Annotated in this window: 15 protein-coding genes; 8 read left to right on the top strand and 7 right to left on the bottom strand. The window is 68.9% G+C overall.

Annotated elements, in window-relative coordinates:
• Positions 1–107: 107 nt before the first annotated feature.
• Entirely contained in the window at positions 108–1,562 is a 1,455-nt protein-coding gene (locus RPX00_RS46735; RefSeq protein WP_406635773.1) for an amidohydrolase, read from the top strand.
• Here RPX00_RS46735 and RPX00_RS46730 read toward each other — a convergent pair.
• Entirely contained in the window at positions 1,559–2,560 is a 1,002-nt protein-coding gene (locus tag RPX00_RS46730) for a hypothetical protein (RefSeq protein ID WP_406635771.1), read from the bottom strand. The two genes, RPX00_RS46735 and RPX00_RS46730, sit on opposite strands and share 4 nt — an antisense overlap.
• Before the next feature lie 188 nt (positions 2,561–2,748).
• Between RPX00_RS46730 and RPX00_RS46725 the strand changes: the two genes are divergently transcribed.
• Genes RPX00_RS46725 through RPX00_RS46705 form a run of 5 tightly spaced genes read left to right on the top strand, consistent with a single transcriptional unit; the run spans position 2,749 to position 9,321 of the window.
• Complete coding sequence (locus tag RPX00_RS46725; RefSeq protein WP_406635769.1) at positions 2,749–3,756, top strand: LacI family DNA-binding transcriptional regulator; 1,008 nt, start codon at positions 2,749–2,751, stop codon at positions 3,754–3,756.
• Positions 3,749–5,365 carry an FAD-dependent oxidoreductase gene (locus RPX00_RS46720; protein WP_406635767.1) on the top strand — a complete coding sequence of 539 codons (1,617 nt, stop codon included), beginning with the start codon at positions 3,749–3,751 and terminating at the stop codon, positions 5,363–5,365. Before RPX00_RS46725 ends, RPX00_RS46720 begins: the two co-directional genes overlap by 8 nt.
• A gap of 28 nt (positions 5,366–5,393) precedes the next feature.
• The gene (locus RPX00_RS46715) at positions 5,394–7,526 is read left to right on the top strand and encodes a hydantoinase/oxoprolinase family protein (protein WP_406635765.1); all 2,133 of its coding nucleotides are present in this window, start codon (positions 5,394–5,396) and stop codon (positions 7,524–7,526) included.
• The gene (locus tag RPX00_RS46710; RefSeq protein ID WP_406635763.1) at positions 7,523–8,047 is read left to right on the top strand and encodes a hypothetical protein; all 525 of its coding nucleotides are present in this window, start codon (positions 7,523–7,525) and stop codon (positions 8,045–8,047) included. Before RPX00_RS46715 ends, RPX00_RS46710 begins: the two co-directional genes overlap by 4 nt.
• 2 nt (positions 8,048–8,049) lie before the next feature.
• A complete protein-coding gene (locus RPX00_RS46705) occupies positions 8,050–9,321 on the top strand; it encodes a transporter (protein ID WP_406635762.1) in 1,272 nt (423 codons plus the stop codon).
• 1 nt (position 9,322) lies between these two features.
• On the opposite strand, the gene RPX00_RS46700 is transcribed toward RPX00_RS46705, so the two are convergent.
• Positions 9,323–10,087, bottom strand: coding sequence for an SDR family oxidoreductase (locus tag RPX00_RS46700; RefSeq protein WP_406635760.1), 765 nt, complete (start codon positions 10,085–10,087; stop codon positions 9,323–9,325).
• 101 nt (positions 10,088–10,188) lie between these two features.
• Here RPX00_RS46700 and RPX00_RS46695 point away from each other — a divergent pair, with 101 nt between their 5' ends.
• Entirely contained in the window at positions 10,189–11,028 is an 840-nt protein-coding gene (locus RPX00_RS46695; protein ID WP_406635758.1) for a helix-turn-helix domain-containing protein, read from the top strand.
• Positions 11,029–11,070: 42 nt separating this feature from the next.
• Here the strand turns inward: RPX00_RS46695 and RPX00_RS46690 are convergent, their stop codons facing one another.
• Positions 11,071–11,448: a winged helix-turn-helix transcriptional regulator gene (locus RPX00_RS46690; protein WP_406635756.1), complete on the bottom strand. Its 378-nt coding sequence runs from the start codon at positions 11,446–11,448 to the stop codon at positions 11,071–11,073.
• Between the two features lie 89 nt (positions 11,449–11,537).
• Between RPX00_RS46690 and RPX00_RS46685 the strand changes: the two genes are divergently transcribed.
• Positions 11,538–12,380: an NAD(P)H-binding protein gene (locus RPX00_RS46685; RefSeq protein WP_406635754.1), complete on the top strand. Its 843-nt coding sequence runs from the start codon at positions 11,538–11,540 to the stop codon at positions 12,378–12,380.
• Here RPX00_RS46685 and RPX00_RS46680 read toward each other — a convergent pair whose 3' ends face one another.
• The 4 genes from RPX00_RS46680 to RPX00_RS46665 form a co-directional block, all read right to left on the bottom strand.
• Positions 12,381–12,929 carry a phosphoribosyltransferase family protein gene (locus tag RPX00_RS46680; RefSeq protein ID WP_406635752.1) on the bottom strand — a complete coding sequence of 183 codons (549 nt, stop codon included), beginning with the start codon at positions 12,927–12,929 and terminating at the stop codon, positions 12,381–12,383. It lies immediately after the preceding gene.
• A gap of 40 nt (positions 12,930–12,969) precedes the next feature.
• Positions 12,970–13,839: an SAM-dependent methyltransferase gene (locus RPX00_RS46675; protein ID WP_406635750.1), complete on the bottom strand. Its 870-nt coding sequence runs from the start codon at positions 13,837–13,839 to the stop codon at positions 12,970–12,972.
• Positions 13,840–13,878: 39 nt separating this feature from the next.
• A complete protein-coding gene (locus RPX00_RS46670) occupies positions 13,879–14,757 on the bottom strand; it encodes a helix-turn-helix domain-containing protein (protein WP_406635748.1) in 879 nt (292 codons plus the stop codon).
• Positions 14,758–14,911: 154 nt separating this feature from the next.
• Positions 14,912–15,223: a DUF397 domain-containing protein gene (locus tag RPX00_RS46665; protein ID WP_406635746.1), complete on the bottom strand. Its 312-nt coding sequence runs from the start codon at positions 15,221–15,223 to the stop codon at positions 14,912–14,914.
• Between the last annotated feature and the right edge of the window lie 92 nt (positions 15,224–15,315).

Genomic DNA, 15,315 nt, shown 5'->3' with positions numbered 1-15,315 from the left:
CTAACCCTTCGGCGGGCGACGGCTGCCTCATTGACACCCCTTCTAACGTTCACCCCGCCCAGGAATTCCCGCTTCACCCGAACGGGGTGGGCTGGCAGGCTGGGCGTATGGACGATCTTCTCCTCCGCCGCGTCCGGGTCGGGTTGCGGGGGCCGCTCGCTGATGTCCGGGTGCGCGACGGTGTCGTGTCGGCTGTCGAGGAACCGGGGGCGGGCACCGGGTTCGCCGCGCGCGTGCTGGACGGGCACGGTGGCACGTTGCTGCCTGGGCTTGTCGACGCGCACGCGCACCTCGTCCAGTGGGCGGGCTTTCGTCGGCGCATTCCGTTGGGCAGCGCGCAGTCCGCCGCGGGTGCGGTCGAGTTGTTGATGGAGAAGTTGCTGGAGGCGCCGCCGCAGGAATTGGTCGTGGGGGTCGGGTTTCGGGACGGGTTGTGGCCTGATCGGCCGCATAAGGACCTGCTCCAACGTGCGCTGCCGGGGCGTGCGGTGGCGTTGTTCAGTGCGGATCTGCACACCCTGTGGCTCAGTCCGGCCGCGCTGAAGCTGATCGGCCGTGATCACCCGACCGGCGTCTTGCTGGAGAACGATTGCATGAGCGCCACCGCGGCATTGCCGTCCGCGCCCGTTGAGGTTCAGGACGGCTGGGTCGCGGACGCGTTGGCTGCTGCGGCGAAGCGGGGCGTGACGTCGATTGTGGACTATGAGTACGCGGACACGGTCGCGGATTGGACTCGGCGGGCAACCACGACGAAGCCAGCGACGAGGGTTTCCTGTGTCATAGCGCGGTATTTGCTGGATGAGACTATCCAAAGAGGACACCGAACCGGCGAGGTGCTCGAAGCCGGGGACGGGTTGCTCACGGTTGGTCCGTTCAAGTTGTTTGTGGACGGATCGTTGAATACCCGCACCGCCTACTGTCACGAGGCGTATCCGGGGTCCGGTGAGAACGGGTTGCTGGAGCTGCCGCCGGAGGAGCTGGTGCCGTTGATGCGCCGCGCGCACGAGCACGGACTGACCCCGGCGGTGCACGCGATCGGTGACCATGCCAACACGATCGCGCTGGATGCGTTCGCTGAGGTCGGTTGTCCGGGGCGGATCGAGCACGCGCAGTTGCTGCGGCCTGAAGACGTGCCGAGGTTTGCCGCGCTCGGGCTGGTCGCGAGTGTGCAGCCCGCGCATCAGCCGGACGACCGCGACGTCGCCGATCGGCATTGGCCTGGCCGCACCGATCGGGCGTATGCGTACCGGGCCTTGCTGGAGTCCGGGGCTCTGCTGGAGTTCGGCTCGGACGCGCCGGTCGCGCCGCTCGATCCGTGGGACGGGATCGCCGCCGCGGTCGGGCGGACGGACGACGAGCGGCCGCCGTGGCATCCCGAGCAGGCGATTCCGCTCGCGGACGCGTTGGCGGCGTCCTCGGGCGGCCGCCGCGGGGTCCAGGTCGGCGATGTGGCCGACCTGGTGCTCACGGCAGCCGACCCGAGTGGACTGTCGACAAAGGAACTGCGGGAAATGCCGGTGTCCGCGACGATCGTGGCCGGGCGGCCGACGTATCTGGCCTAGACCGCGCGGGCGATGGCGATCGCTCCCTTGAGCCGTTCGCCCGCCTCGTAGAACATGTATTCCTTGCCGTTCATGGTGCCGAACGACGCGGCGGCGCACCGGCCGTTGTCCGGCGCGCCCTTGAGCGGGGCGTGGAAGACGCCGAGGTGCTTGCGTTTGCTGAAATCGTTGCCGACCTCGGTGATCAGCATGTTCCCGCCGGCTTCGATGTTTTCGTGGTACACGACGTAGGTGGAATTGTTGCGCCGCACCACGGTCGGCGCGGCGATGTTGCTCGCGCCGACGTCTTCGGGACGGATCAGCGGAGTCTGCGAGAACGTCCAATTGCGACCGTCGGCCGACCAGCCCCAGCCGATGCCGCGATGGTTCGCGGTGGTGTTGATCATGAACACCATCACGTACTTCGCGCCGCGCGAGGGCAGGTCGTGCTCGAACACCTTGGCGTAGGAGGTTTCGGTGGTGCCCTTGGGCAGCATCGACGTCGACAGCACGGTCTTGTCGTAGGTGAAGTGAATTCCGTCCTTTGAACGCGCGAGGCGAGTCGTGGTGTTCTCGCCGTGGAAATACAGCCACAGTTCGCGGTTTTGCTCGTGCCACAGCACATGCGGCGACGAAACGTGCGACACGTCGTAGTGCGGCTTCCAGACGTTCTTGACGATCGGGTTGTGCGGGTATTCGATGAACGGCCCTTCGAGACTGTCCGCATAGGACAGACAGATCCCGCCCGGCGCGTCGTGCGGGGCGTAGTAGAGGTAGTAGCGGCCGAGCGGATTGGCGAGTTTGTCGTAGACGCCCCGGATGCACGGGAAGATCACCTCGCGCCGGGCGGGCGGGTACTGCAGTTTGCTCTTGTCGAACGCGGTGCGCAGGAACCGGTACTCCGGGAATCCGGCGGGCGCGGCGCTCGCGGTTCCGGCCCCGAGCAGGGGCAGCGCGGCCAGTGCGAAGCTCGCTCCGGCGGCGCCGCGCAGGGCAGTGCGGCGGGAAAGTTCGGTCATGCGGACGCTCCCTGTCGTCGGCGGTTACCCGGAGCGACTCTTCGGGCACCCCCGAGCCGCTGTCAAGGTGCTAATACGTATTAGTCCCTTGCGAAGGTCAAACCGGACAGAAATGACCCGGAAGCCTTGACGGGTCGCGGGGTGGCGCAGATCCTCGGCTAATCCGCATTAGCCCACTGGAGGTCCCCGTGCCCGGCCACAACCGCCTGCCGCGCCAAGCCGACATCGCCCGCATCGCCGGGGTGTCGCAGGCGACGGTTTCGGTCGTGCTGGCGGGCAACCGGACGGTGCGGATGGCCGAGGCGACGCGCAACCGGGTGCTGCGGGTGGCCGAGGAGCTGGGGTACGTGCCGAATCCGGCGGCGACCCGGCTCGCGTCGTCGCGGACGAATCTGCTTGGCCTGTACACCTTCCGCACGGCGTTCCCGACCGACGAGGCCGATTCGTACCACCCGATTCTTTCCGGCGTCGAGGAGGAAGCCGCGGCGCTGGGCCAGGATCTGATCCTGTTCACCGGCACGAGCGGGCCGCACGCGCGGCAGGAGGAGGCGATCCGCCGCACGCGGATGGCCGATGGCTGCCTGTTTTTCGGCAGGCACGTGCCGGAGGGACCAGTTTCGCGGCTGATGGCGTCCGGCTTCCCATTGGTCTACATCGGACGCCGGCCGGAACTGGACGGGCGGATCCCGTACATCGGCGCGGATTACGTCACCGCCTCCACGCAGGTGATGGAGCGATTGATCGGCCTCGGACACCGCGAAATCCGTTACGTCCGGGAGGCGGACGAAGCACCGTCCTCTGAGGACCGTCAGCTCGGCGTGCTGCGTGCGGCTCCGGAAACGAAGATCGTCCGGCTAAACGGAAAGCCGGTCCCGATCCGGGAATGGCTTGACGACGGCGTCACCGCGGTGGTCGTGGAAGGAACCGACACCGGGGCCGCGCATCGTGCGGTGCGGGCGGCGATCGACGAGGCCGGTCTGTCCACTCCGGACGATCTTTCGCTCGCCGTGCTGGGCGGACCGGCGGGGACGAGCGGATTCGAGGTCCCGATGCGGGAGATGGGCCGTCGTGCGGTGCGCCTGCTCGTGGACCTCGTCACCGAAAAGACGACCACGCGGCAGCAGCTGCTGTGGTGCCCACCGGTGGCCGGCGAGGACGTCGGCGCACCACGATCGATGAGGACAGAGCATGGCTGAACTCGGCACGGAGATCCTCGTCGCGGGCGGCGGGGTGGGCGGCGTCGCCGCCGCGCTGGCCGCCGCGTCGGCAGGACACCGCGTCGTGCTGACCGAGGAGACCGACTGGCTCGGCGGCCAGTTCACCGCACAAGCGGTGCCTCCGGACGAAAACCCGTGGATCGAACAGTTCGGCGGCACCGCGACGTATCGCCAGTTCCGCGAGGGTGTGCGCGACTATTACCGGCGCCACTACCCGTTGCGCGCCGAAGCGGCCGCGCTCGCCAACCTGAATCCAGGGGCGGGCCGGGTCAGCAAGCTGTGCCACGAGCCGCGCGTCGCGCTCGCGGTGCTCGAAGCAATGCTGGCCCCGCATCGTTCGTCCGGCCGGTTGACTGTCCTTTTGCGACACCGGCCAGTCGCGGCGGACGTTACCGGCGATCGGGTTGAGGCTGTCACCTTCGAGGGTCCTGACGGGGGCCGAACGACGGTTCGCGCCGAGTACACATTGGACGCCACTGAAAACGGCGATCTGTTGCCCTTGACCGGAACCGAATTCGCGGTCGGTGCCGAAGCGCAGTCCGAGTACGGCGAACCGCACGCACCGGAGCAAGCCAACCCGGCCAATCTCCAAGGCATCACGTACTGTTTCGCACTGTCTCATCACGCCGGCGAAGACCACACGATCGACCGGCCGGAGCTATACGGCGTCTGGCGCGAATACCAGCCGGAATTTTGGCCCGGCCCGCTGCTCGGCTTTCTTGCCCCGGACCCGCGGTCGCTGGAGCCGGTGCCGCGTACCTTCGACCCGAACCCGGACGCGGACCCGCTGGCGGTGAGCGCCGATCAAAGCGCCGACGCCGGGGATAAAGAACTGTGGGGCTTCCGCCGAATTCTGGCCCGTAAACTGCACCAGCCGGGCGCGTTCGATTCCGACATCACCTTGGTCAACTGGCCGCTCAACGATTACTGGCTGCGGCCCGCACTGGAGATCGACGGCGTCACCACCGCCGAGGACGTCGCCCGCGCACACTATGAGGCCAAACAGCTTTCGCTATCTGTGTTGTACTGGCTGCAGACCGAGGCACCCCGGCTCGACGGCGGCACGGGTTTCCCCGGACTGAAGCTGCGCCCGGATGTCGTCGGCACCGACGACGGATTGGCGAAATCCGCGTACGTGCGCGAAGCGAGGCGGATTCAGGCGGTCACCACAATCATCGAGCAGGACGTATCGCTCGACATCCTCGGCCCGACGGGACGTAAACGGCGCGAGGATTCGGTCGGCATCGGCAGTTACCGGATCGACCTGCACCCGTCGACCGCCGGGGACAGCTACATCGACGTGCCGAGCGTTCCATTCGAACTGCCGCTGGGCGCGCTGCTGCCGCGGCGAATGCGGAACCTGTTGCCAGCGGGCAAAAACATCGGCACCACGCATATCACCAATGGCTGCCATCGGTTGCATCCGGTGGAATGGAACGTCGGCGAGGTCGCTGGCCACCTTGCCGGGTTCGCGCTGCGCGAAGGACTGCAGCCGCACCAAATCCGCGAGGACCGGTTCGACGATTTCGCCCGCGTGCTGGACCGCGCCGGAGTGGAACGGCGCTGGCCCGAAGTCCGCGGCTACTGATCACGATTTCCCTCAGGAGGTGCGGACAATGGCGTTCCATCCCGGCCCGGTACGCGTTGGAATCGACGTCGGCGGCACGTTCACCGACGCCGTGGCAGTCGACGCGCGGACGTTCGAACTGCTCGGCCAAGTGAAGGTGCCGACCAGCCACGACCACGAAGACGGCGTCGCGCACGGCATTCTCGAAGCCCTGGAGAAACTGCAGGCGGAGGTCGGCGCGGAGGACGTGTCGTTTCTCGCGCACGGCACCACTCAGGCCACGAATGCGTTGCTGGAAGGCGACGTCGCGACGGTGGGCATCGCGGGCGTCGGCACCGGCTTCGACGCATTCGCCACTCGGCGGCTCACCTCGCTCGGCAAGATGGAACTGGCTCCCGGACGACGGATGCCGGTGCGGTTCGCGCCGGTCGCCGACCTCGCGGCGGCCGGGGACGCCGTCGACGACCTGGTCAAACAGGGTGCGGAGGTGATCGTCGCCGTCGAACCGTTCAGTGTGGACGATCCCGGCGGCGAGCGGGCGGTGACGGCCGCGGCGAGGGAACGCGAAGTCCTCGCGACGGCGACGCACGAGATCACCGGCCTGTACGGGCTGACCAAACGGGCCCGGACAGCGGTGCTGAACGCCGGGATCATGCCGAGGATGGTGTCCACGGCGGACTTGGTCGAGGCCAGCGTGCAGCGCGCGGGGATCACCGCACCGCTGATGGTCGTGCGCGGCGACGGCGGGGTGATGTCGTTGCCGGAAATGCGGCGGCGGCCCTTGCTGACGGCGTTGTCCGGGCCGGCGGCGGGCGTCGCGGGCGCGTTGATGGGGGAGAAGCTCAGCGAGGGCATTTTCCTGGAGACCGGCGGAACTTCGACGGACGTCAGCGTCATCCGGCGCGGTCGTGTCCAGGTGCGGCACGCACATCTCGGTGGGCACGAGACGTACATGCCGGCGCTCGACGTGCGTACGGTCGGCATTGGCGGCGGTTCGCTGATCCGGTTCTCCGGGCGCGCGGTCACCGAGGTCGGTCCGCGCAGCGCGCACATCGCGGGGCTGCCGTACGCGTGTTTCGAGCCCACTGCTGCGTTGGCGGGCGCGAAGCTGGTCACGGTGTCGCCGAGGCCGGACGACCCGGCTGATTACGTCGCGCTGGAGCTAACCGGCGGTCGGCGCTGCGCGCTGACGCTCACCTGCGCGGCCAACGCGCTCGGCGTGGTCCCAGAGGACGCGTACGCGCACGCCGAGCGTGAAGCGGCACGGTTGGCCGTGGAACCGCTGGCCACGGCGATGGGAGTCACGGTCGACGAGGCCGCGCAAGCCGTGCTGGAGCAGGCGGTCAAGCCGGTCCGCGCGGTCGTGGACGGCCTGGTCGCCGAGTACCGGCTGGCGCGGCCGACGCTGGTCGGCGGCGGTGGTGGAGCGGCCGCAGTCACGCCGTTCCTCGGTGTGAAATCTTCACACGACTGGCGGCTCGCCGCGCACGCCGAAGTGATCAGCCCACTCGGTGCGGCGCTCGCGCTGGTGCGGGAGTCGGTCGAGCGGATTGTGCCGAGTCCGTCCAATGCGGACATTCTCGCCGTGCGCACTGAGGCGGAATCCGCTGTCGTGGCTCAAGGCGCGGATCCGGCGGGCGTCGAAGTGGACGTGACCGTGGACCCACAGCGCAATCTCATCAGCGCGATCGCCACTGGGGCCACCGAACTGCGCACTAAGGACCGATCCTCCACTGTGGACGATGCAGCGGTCCGGACCGAGGTCGCGCGCAGCATCGGGGTCCAGCCCGGCGAAGTGCGGGAGCTGGACGGCACGGCGCAGCACCGAGTGTTCGGCGCGAAAGCGCGGCGCACGGGTTTTCTCGGCCGGTTCACCAAGCCTGTTAACCAGGTACGCGTGGTCGACGGCGAGGGTGTGATCCGTTTACACAGTACCGGCTCGGTCGTGGAACACACTGACGCTGGCTCGGCGCAAGCGCGACTGGCGACTCTGGCCGACCAGCACACCCGCTACGGCGACGGCGGTTCCCAGGCCCCGGCGGTGTGGCTGCTGGTCGGGCCGAAGATCGCGGACCTGTCCGGCGTGCTCGACCGAGACCAGCTAGTCGCACTGGCCGGAGCCGAGGTCAAGACCCGCGCGGCGGACGAACCGGTCGTGCTGATCCTGGAGGACCGCAGGTGAGCACCGACCTGGACCTGGCCGTCGACCTGCTGCGCGCGACGCCCACCCACGAGAACCGCAGCGACGGACAACTCCGCGCATGGGCCGCGATCGCCCTTGCCTACGGCGACGAACTGGCCGCCGGAACCGACTCCGCAGCCAACGAAGACGTGCAGGTCGTGGAGCGCGAGGGCGGAATCCGCCGCGACGAAATCCTGGTCGCCGAACACCACGGCGACACCGTCACGGTCTACACGGACTCCCTGACCCGCCTCGAGAAACTCGCCGCTGAGAACGGATTTCAAGTCTCCCGCGAAGCGTTGAGAACGGCTGCCATCGCCCACGAACTGGCGCACCGCCGCCTCGACGTCCGCGAGCTGAACCGCCGGCTCGGCCACACCGCGCTCCGGCTCGGCCCGTTCCGCATGCGCGGGCACGTCGCGGGAGCGGAAGAGATCGCCGCGCACCGTTTCGCCCACCACCGCAGCGGACTGGGCGTCAGCCCGCTGCTGCTCACCGCCGCACTCGCGGGAGGGAACTGACCATGGGTATCGCGATTCTGGTCCTGATGGCGGTCGGTGTGGTGCTGATGCTCACCCGCGTGCTGCCGACGGCGTTCGCGCTGGTGTTCCTCGCGATCGGCATCTCGCTGCTCGCCGGCGCGCCGCTGGCCGAGGGCAAGAACAGCATCCTCACCGGCGTCCTGCAAACCGGGGCTGCGGCGCTGGCGTCCACGATGATCGCCGTGCTGCTGGGCTCGTGGCTCGGCACGCTGATGGACGAAACCGGCATCGCCGGAACGCTGGTGCGCAAGATCGTCGAGTTCGGCGGGGAACGGCCGTCGGTGGTGGCGCTCGGCGTGTTCGCGGTGTCGATCCTGTGCGGCAGCATCACCGGTTCGGCCCCCGCCGCGATGCTCGCCGGAGTCGTCGGCATTCCGGCGATGATCGCGGTCGGCGTGCGTCCGGTGGCCGCGGGCGGCACGGTCCTGATGGGCATTTCCGCGGGCTCGCCACTGGAACTTCCGGTGTGGCAATTCCTCTCCGACGCGCTCGGCGCGCCGGTCGCCGACGTCAAGTCCATCATGATCAAGCTCTTCCCGATGGCGCTGGTAGTCGGCATCGCCTACGTCCTCGTCCAGACCCGCCGCGGCGCGCGGCACGCGTGGGCGGTGAAGCTCGACCGGCCCAAGGCGCGCGTCCGACGCGGCGACGCGCCCTGGTACGCGCTGCTCACGCCGTTGCTGCCGATCGTGCTGGCGCTCGGCTTCGCGGTGCCGATCGTCCCGTCGTTGCTGGCCGGCGTGCTGTACGGGCTGGTCACCACCACGAAATGGGGCGAGTTGAACGGCCGCGCGCTGCGTTCGCTGTACAAGGCGTTCGACGTGGCCGCCCCGCCGATCGCGCTGTTCGCCGCGATCGGCATGCTGCTCGCCGCGGTGAAACTTCCTGGCGCCAAGAACGCGCTGACCCCGATCGTGGCGGCGATCAGCCCGTCCGGCGCGGTCTGGTTCGTGGTGGTGTTCGTGCTTCTCGTGCCGCTGTGCCTGTTCCGCGGGCCGCTCAACGTGTTCGGCCTCGGCGCGGGCGTCGCGGGCGTGCTGGTGACCGGCGGCATCTACCCGCTGCCCGCCGTGGTCGGGCTGATGGCGTCGTACAACCAGGTGTTCGGCGTGTCCGACCCGACCAGCACCCAGACGGTGTGGGCCGCGCAGTACTCCGGCGTGCGCCCGGAACGGGCGATGGCCTCGACGCTGCCCTACACCTGGGTCGTCGCGCTCGGCGGCATGGTGCTCACCGCCGTGCTCTATCTGTGATTCATTTTCCGTGCGGGTCCGCGGCGTTGAGCATCGCCACCACCTGGTGGTAGTCGCCGCGGGCCTCGCCGTGCCGGAGGAACTTGACGTTCTCGACCTGGATCTCGGTGGCGTCCGGCTGGGTTTCGAGCAACTCCATGACCTCGCTGACGAAGGCGTCCAGCGGCATCGCGAACTCGCTTTCCTCCTGGCCGGGCAGCAGCGCGGTGCGCACGGACGGCGGCTCCAGCTCCACGACCTTCACCGAGGTGTCGGCCAGCTGCAGCCGGAGCGATTCGCTGAGCATGTGGATGGCGGCCTTGGACGCGTTGTAGCTCGGCGTGGCCTTCAGCGGCGCGAAGGCGAGGCCCGAGGAAACGGTGAGAATCGTGGCGTCCGGACGGCTCCGCAGATGCTCGACGAACGCGGCGATGAGCCGGATCGGGCCGAGGACGTTGGTCGTCACCGTCGCCTCCGCACTGTCCAAAAAGGATTCCGGGTGGTGCCAATCCTCGACGCGCATGATGCCCGCCATCGGGACAAGGACGTTGAGGTCAGGGTGCTTCGCGAGCACCTCTTTCGCGGCGGCCTCGATGCTGGCCGGGTCGGTGGTGTCGATCTGAACGGTGTCGAGACCGGGGTTGTCCGCGGCGATCTCGGCGAGCAGTTCGGCGCGCCGCCCGCCGACGATGACGGTGTTGCCCTTCGCCTGCAGCTCACGGGCGAGAGCGAGGCCGATCCCGCTGGTCGAGCCGGGGATGAAGACGGTGTTTCCGGTGATGTCCATGCCACCGAGTTTCGGCGGTCCGAAGCGGCGGCGGCAGAGACCGCATATCGGGGGATCGGCGATCCCTGGCTGGCGCGGCGGACCCGCCGGATACTGGACCCATGGATCGAGCTGAACTGGCCGTCTTCCTGCGTACCCGCCGCGAGGGCCTGCGGCCGGAGGACGTCGGGCTGCCAGCGGGCGCGCGCCGACGGGCGGCCGGGCTGCGACGCGAGGAGGTCGCGGCGCTGGCGGCGATGTCCACCGACTACTACACGCGGCTGGAGCAGCAACGCGGACCGCAGCCGAGCGAACAGATGCTGGCCGCGCTCGCCCGCGCGCTGCGCCTGACCGACGACGAGCGGGACTACCTGTTTCATCTCGCCGGACGCACCGCACCGTCCCCGATCGTCGCGGCGACGCACGTGGCGCCCGCGCTGCTGCGAGTGCTGGACCGGCTGTCCGACACGCCCGCGCTCATCCTGTCGAACCTCGGCGAGGTGCTGGTCCAGAACCGGTTCGCGGAGGCCTTGTACGGCGACCGCTCGCAGTACACCGGGCTGGCGCGCAGCGAGATCTACCGGTGGTTCACCGACCCGGACGAGCGGCTGGTCTATCCCGAGCACGACCGCGACCGGCAGAGCCGAGCGTTGGTGGCGAACCTGCGCGTGGTGCACGGGTCGATGGGCCCGCGGTCGCGAGCGGGGGAGCTGGTGCGCGCGTTGACCCGGGAGAGCCCGGAGTTCGCGCGGTTGTGGGAGGAACACCAGGTGGCCAAACGGTTCGAGGACCACAAGGTGCTCGTGCATCCGCAGCTGGGGGAGATCGAGGTGGACTGCCAGGTGCTGTTCACCGAGGACCAATCGCAGGCGCTGCTGGTGCTGACCGCGCCGCCGAGGAGTGAGGCGTTCGAGAAGATCCAGTTGCTGGGGGTGCTGGGGACGGAGCAGTTCTCGTCGTGAGCGGCGATCCCGGTTAGAACCGGGACGACCACTCACGACCCCCTACCGCGGCAGCGGCCCCGTGTAAGAGTCGCGCGCCTGCTCAACAGCTGGCAGATGCTCATCAGTCCAGGTGGCCAGCGCCGCGAAAACCGGCGACAGGCTCCGCCCAAGTTCGGTGATCTCGTACTCGACCCGCGGCGGCACCTCCGCGTAGTAGCGCCGCCGCACCAGCCCGTCGCGCTCGAGCTGGCGGAGCCGTTGCGTCAGGACCTTCGCGGTCGCGCCGAGCCGCCGTTCCAGTTCGACGAAGCGCACCGGGCCGGACTGGTTCAGCGTCCACAGGATCGGCGTCGTCCATCGGCTGAAGAGCAGGTCGACGGCGGGGCTGATCCGGCACGCGGCGAGCGGATCGGCCGCGGTTTCCGGGGCGGCGGTCATGCGGCTCCAATACTTTCCCTGGGGAACCTACTGTACGACGGCTTTTAGCCTCGCTGTGTCGCCTTCGACCCCTAGCTGAGGAGCAAGTCTTGATCGTCGTCACTGGTGCCACGGGCAACGTCGGCCGCCTGCTCACCGAGTCCCTGGCGAAATCCGGCCATGCCGTGACCGCCGTTTCCCGAGGCGTGACCTCGCCGATGCCGTCGCGGCCCGGGATCACCCCGATGGTCGCGGATCTGGCCGACGCGGACAGCCTGGCCCCGGCGCTGAAAGGCGCGGAGGCACTGTTTCTGCTGGTCTCCGGCGCGGGAGCGCACGTAAACGGGGAAGCTGTGCTCCAAGCCGCGGCCGAGGCCGGGGTCGAGCGGGTGGTTGTGCAATCTTCACAGGCCGTCGGTACTCGGCCTGATAAAGATTCACACGCGCCGCTCGCCGCGCTGGAAGAGACGGTGCGGTCGTCCGGTCTGGAATGGACAGTCATCCGCCCGGGCGGGTTCACGACCAACGCCTTCGCCTGGATCCTGTCGATTCGCGCGCAGCGCAAGGTGTTCTCGCCGTTCGGCGACGTCGCGCTCCCTGCCGTGGACCCGCTCGACATCGCTGCGGTCGCCGAGGCCGCACTGACCGAAGACGGTCACGGCGGCCAGACGTACGTCCTCACCGGACCGGAGGCAACGAGTCCGCGGCAGCGCGCCGAGATCCTCGGCAACGTTCTCGGCGAGCGTCTGGAATTTGTCGAGCTTGACCGTGACCAGGCGCGGGAACAGATGCTGCAGCTCATGCCGGAGCCGGTCGCCGACGGCACGCTCGCCATCCTCGGCGAGCCTACGCCGGAGGAGCTTAGGATCAGCCCCGACGTCGAGAAGGTGCTTGGCCGTAGCGCCACCTCGTTCGAGTCGTGGGCCAGCCGCAGCGTCGACGCGTTCCGGTGATCAGAAATCGCGGGCGTGCAGGAGGGACCGCACACGGAGCTGGCGGCGGGGTTCGTGGCGGCGCAGGCCGTCCACGATCACCGCGACGCCGACCCAGGTCGCTCCGGCGTCGGCGACCAGCCCTTGCGCGGCGAAGGCTTGTCCGCCGGTGTCGATCCAGTCGTCCACCAGCAGCGCGCGGTCGCCCGCGTGCAGCAGCCGGCGGCTGAAACCAAGCCGGAGGTGCCGATCCTGGTAGTCCGGCGGCGAGGTGCGCTGCAGCCATCGGTCCGAATCGCACGCCGGGTAACGGTTTTTGCGCACCTCGACGAAGCCCGCGCCCAGTGCCACCGCGACCAGCGGGCCCAGCAGCGACCCGCGCGATTCGGGCCCCAGCACGACATTCGGCCGCTCGTCGGCGAACAACGCGGCGAGCGCCGGTCCCAGCTCGCGCAGCAGTTCGGGCGCACGCCACCATCCCGCCGGGTCGGGGTAGCGGCCGTCGTCCGTCCGGTCCCCGAGCACGACGGTGGCCTCGCGGATCCGGTCCGCCACAGTGCTCGTGCGCATGCGTCGATGGTCGCAGCGGCGCCGGCGCGAGGCGAGCGAATTACAGTTTCCGCGCGGCCCCGGCAAGGATCACCGAATGCGCCGGGGTCAGGAATTCCACCTGCGGCGCACCGGCCCCGGACTCCTCCGGATGCCACGACGGCGTCCAGGTGAGCCCCGGCTCCAGCATCTCGAACGGGCCGAACAGCGCCTGGATCTCCTCGCGCGAACGCCAGATCACCGGGCTGCTCGACCGGTCGTACATCTGCTTCAGCTCGACCAGCCCGGCGTCCACATCGGACGGAACGCCCTGGTCGGTGATGTGCGAGATGGCGAGCACCGAGCCCGGCGCGAGGAGATCCCGGAACTGGGCGACGATCGCCGGGCCGAGGTCGTCGGTGCTGCCGCTGTCCTCGGCGGGCGGCTGCTGGACGTGCAGCACCGCGATCAGCAGCAGCGCGAGCGGCTTCTCGACGTCGATCACGCCGGTGGCGGCGATCTGGTCCCACAGCCGCAGCGGATCGCGCATGTCGGCGTGGATCACCGCGTGCCGGTCGAGGTCGCCGGACTCGCGGAGCAGGGTTTCCGAATGCGCGACGGCGACCGGTTCGTAGTCGACGTAGCAGACGTGGCTTTCGCCCGGCGCGAGTTCGTCGGCGACCTGGTGCGCGTGGCCCATGGTCGGCACGCCGGAGCCGATGTCGACGAACTGCCGCACGCCCTGTTTCACCAGATGCCGCACGAGGCGGTGCAGGAACAGCCGGTTGGCCTTCGCGATCGGGCGGATCAGCGGGAACTCGCGGATCACCTCGTCGGCGAACTCCCGGTCGATCGTCCAGTTCGTGGTGCCGCCGAGGTAGTAGTCATACACTCGCGCGACGCTCGGGTGGTCGAGATCGACCCCGGGAGGCGGGTAGGGTTCGTCGGCCACCGGCCACGGTTCCTTTCGTCGGGACAGTCGGGTCTTCGGTCAGCGGGCGGGCGGCGCGCAGCGGCTCGCCCATTCCTTCAGGTACTGCAGCGACTGGTCGCGCGACAGCGTCGCGGCCAGCTGGGCCTCCCACGACTCCTCGTAGGAGGCGAACTCGTCCTGGCCCTGCGCCACGGTGATGAGCTTGACCTTGCTTTCCTGGTAAGCGAAATCGGGGAGGTCGGGCTGGGCGAAGCGGAGGATGGTGAAGTCCTCGTCCGGATAGGCGGCCGCGTCGCGCGGGAGGATCCGGACCTCGGCGAAGGGATGCGTCTCGACGATCCGGATCATGTGCTCGAGCTGATCGGTGACGATGCTGTCCTTGCTGCCGTAGACGAGTTTCTCGATACAGCTGTACTCCAGCATGAAAATCGCCCGCGGACCGGGTCCGCGCTCGAAGAGCCGTTGCCGCGCCTTGCGTTCGGCGACCCGGTCGGTGACCCGTTCCTGGCGGCTCGCCTGGAACTGCGCGAGCATGTAGTACTCCGATTGGAGCAGCCCCGGAATGCGATTGCCGGTCCAGCTCAGGATTTCCGCCGCGGCCTGTTCCCGTTCGAGGACCTCGCGGAACCACTGCGGCGTGATCATCCGGCGCTCGGCCCGGCGCGCGGAAGGATCGTTGGCCCGGTTGAGTTCCCGCAGCTGGTCGGCTTCGGCGGGCGGGATGCCCAGCGTTTCGATGATCCGCTCGAGGTCGTCGGGCCGGGTGCCGGCCTTGCCGCTCTCGATCTTCTGGATCTTGGGCTGTTTGCAGCCGATCCCGTCGGCGAGGTCGACCTGGGTCAGCCCGCGTTCGGTGCGCCACTTGAGGATCCGCGAGCCCAGCCGGGAACGCTGAGTCCGCAGGGAGGGCGGCGGTTGCCGGATCGGCGAGGTCACCAGGGGCTCCGTAATTTCGTCAAGGGGCCGATTGTGAGAACCTCCGATGATAATGCGCCGACCCGGCCGGCAATACGCCGGGTCGGCGCCTTTTTCGTAAGGTTCCGGGGGCCAGACGGCGGTTTCGCCCGGCTGATTCCACTGTCGTGGCTGGTCAGCCGTCGAATTCCCCGCGCCGGACGGCGGCGACGAACTCGGCCCACTCGCCCCGGTCGAAGACGAGCACCGGGGAGCTGTCGATCTTGCTGTCCCGCACCCCGACGAGCCCGCGCGCGGCCAGGTTGACCTCGACGCAGTTGCCGGAGTTCGGCCCGCAGGCGGCGGGCTTTTGCCAGGCGTGGTCAGGGAAGTGCGCCGCGGGACCGGCCGCGGGCGAACGGTGCGCCGGAGTCCGGTGCTGGTGCGCGTGCTGGTGCTCGTGCGGGTCGTAGGCGTCCACTGCAACCCCTCGTTTCGGTTGGCTCATGGAATATTCCGCAGAGTACGGAAGGTGTTCGGAATATTCCTGAGGGTAGTGGCGTGCTGGATCAATGGCGCCGTGCCGGGGGATTTCACCTG

The organism is Amycolatopsis sp. WGS_07 (assembly GCF_045278895.1).
Lineage (GTDB): Bacteria > Actinomycetota > Actinomycetes > Mycobacteriales > Pseudonocardiaceae > Amycolatopsis.
Note: the sequence above shows the minus strand (reverse complement) of the source record. Positions and strands in the feature narration are given on the sequence as shown.

Excerpts from the sequence above, each read along its gene's own strand:
- RPX00_RS46665 (WP_406635746.1), bottom strand. The coding sequence starts at position 15,223 with ATGAGCCAACCGAAACGAGGGGTTGCAGTGGACGCCTACGACCCGCAC.
- RPX00_RS46730 (WP_406635771.1), bottom strand. The coding sequence starts at position 2,560 with ATGACCGAACTTTCCCGCCGCACTGCCCTGCGCGGCGCCGCCGGAGCG.
- RPX00_RS46720 (WP_406635767.1), top strand. The coding sequence starts at position 3,749 with ATGGCTGAACTCGGCACGGAGATCCTCGTCGCGGGCGGCGGGGTGGGC.
- RPX00_RS46700 (WP_406635760.1), bottom strand. The coding sequence starts at position 10,087 with ATGGACATCACCGGAAACACCGTCTTCATCCCCGGCTCGACCAGCGGG.
- RPX00_RS46690 (WP_406635756.1), bottom strand. The coding sequence starts at position 11,448 with ATGACCGCCGCCCCGGAAACCGCGGCCGATCCGCTCGCCGCGTGCCGG.
- RPX00_RS46695 (WP_406635758.1), top strand. The coding sequence starts at position 10,189 with ATGGATCGAGCTGAACTGGCCGTCTTCCTGCGTACCCGCCGCGAGGGC.
- RPX00_RS46680 (WP_406635752.1), bottom strand. The coding sequence starts at position 12,929 with ATGCGCACGAGCACTGTGGCGGACCGGATCCGCGAGGCCACCGTCGTG.
- RPX00_RS46735 (WP_406635773.1), top strand. The coding sequence starts at position 108 with ATGGACGATCTTCTCCTCCGCCGCGTCCGGGTCGGGTTGCGGGGGCCG.
- RPX00_RS46705 (WP_406635762.1), top strand. The coding sequence starts at position 8,050 with ATGGGTATCGCGATTCTGGTCCTGATGGCGGTCGGTGTGGTGCTGATG.
- RPX00_RS46715 (WP_406635765.1), top strand. The coding sequence starts at position 5,394 with ATGGCGTTCCATCCCGGCCCGGTACGCGTTGGAATCGACGTCGGCGGC.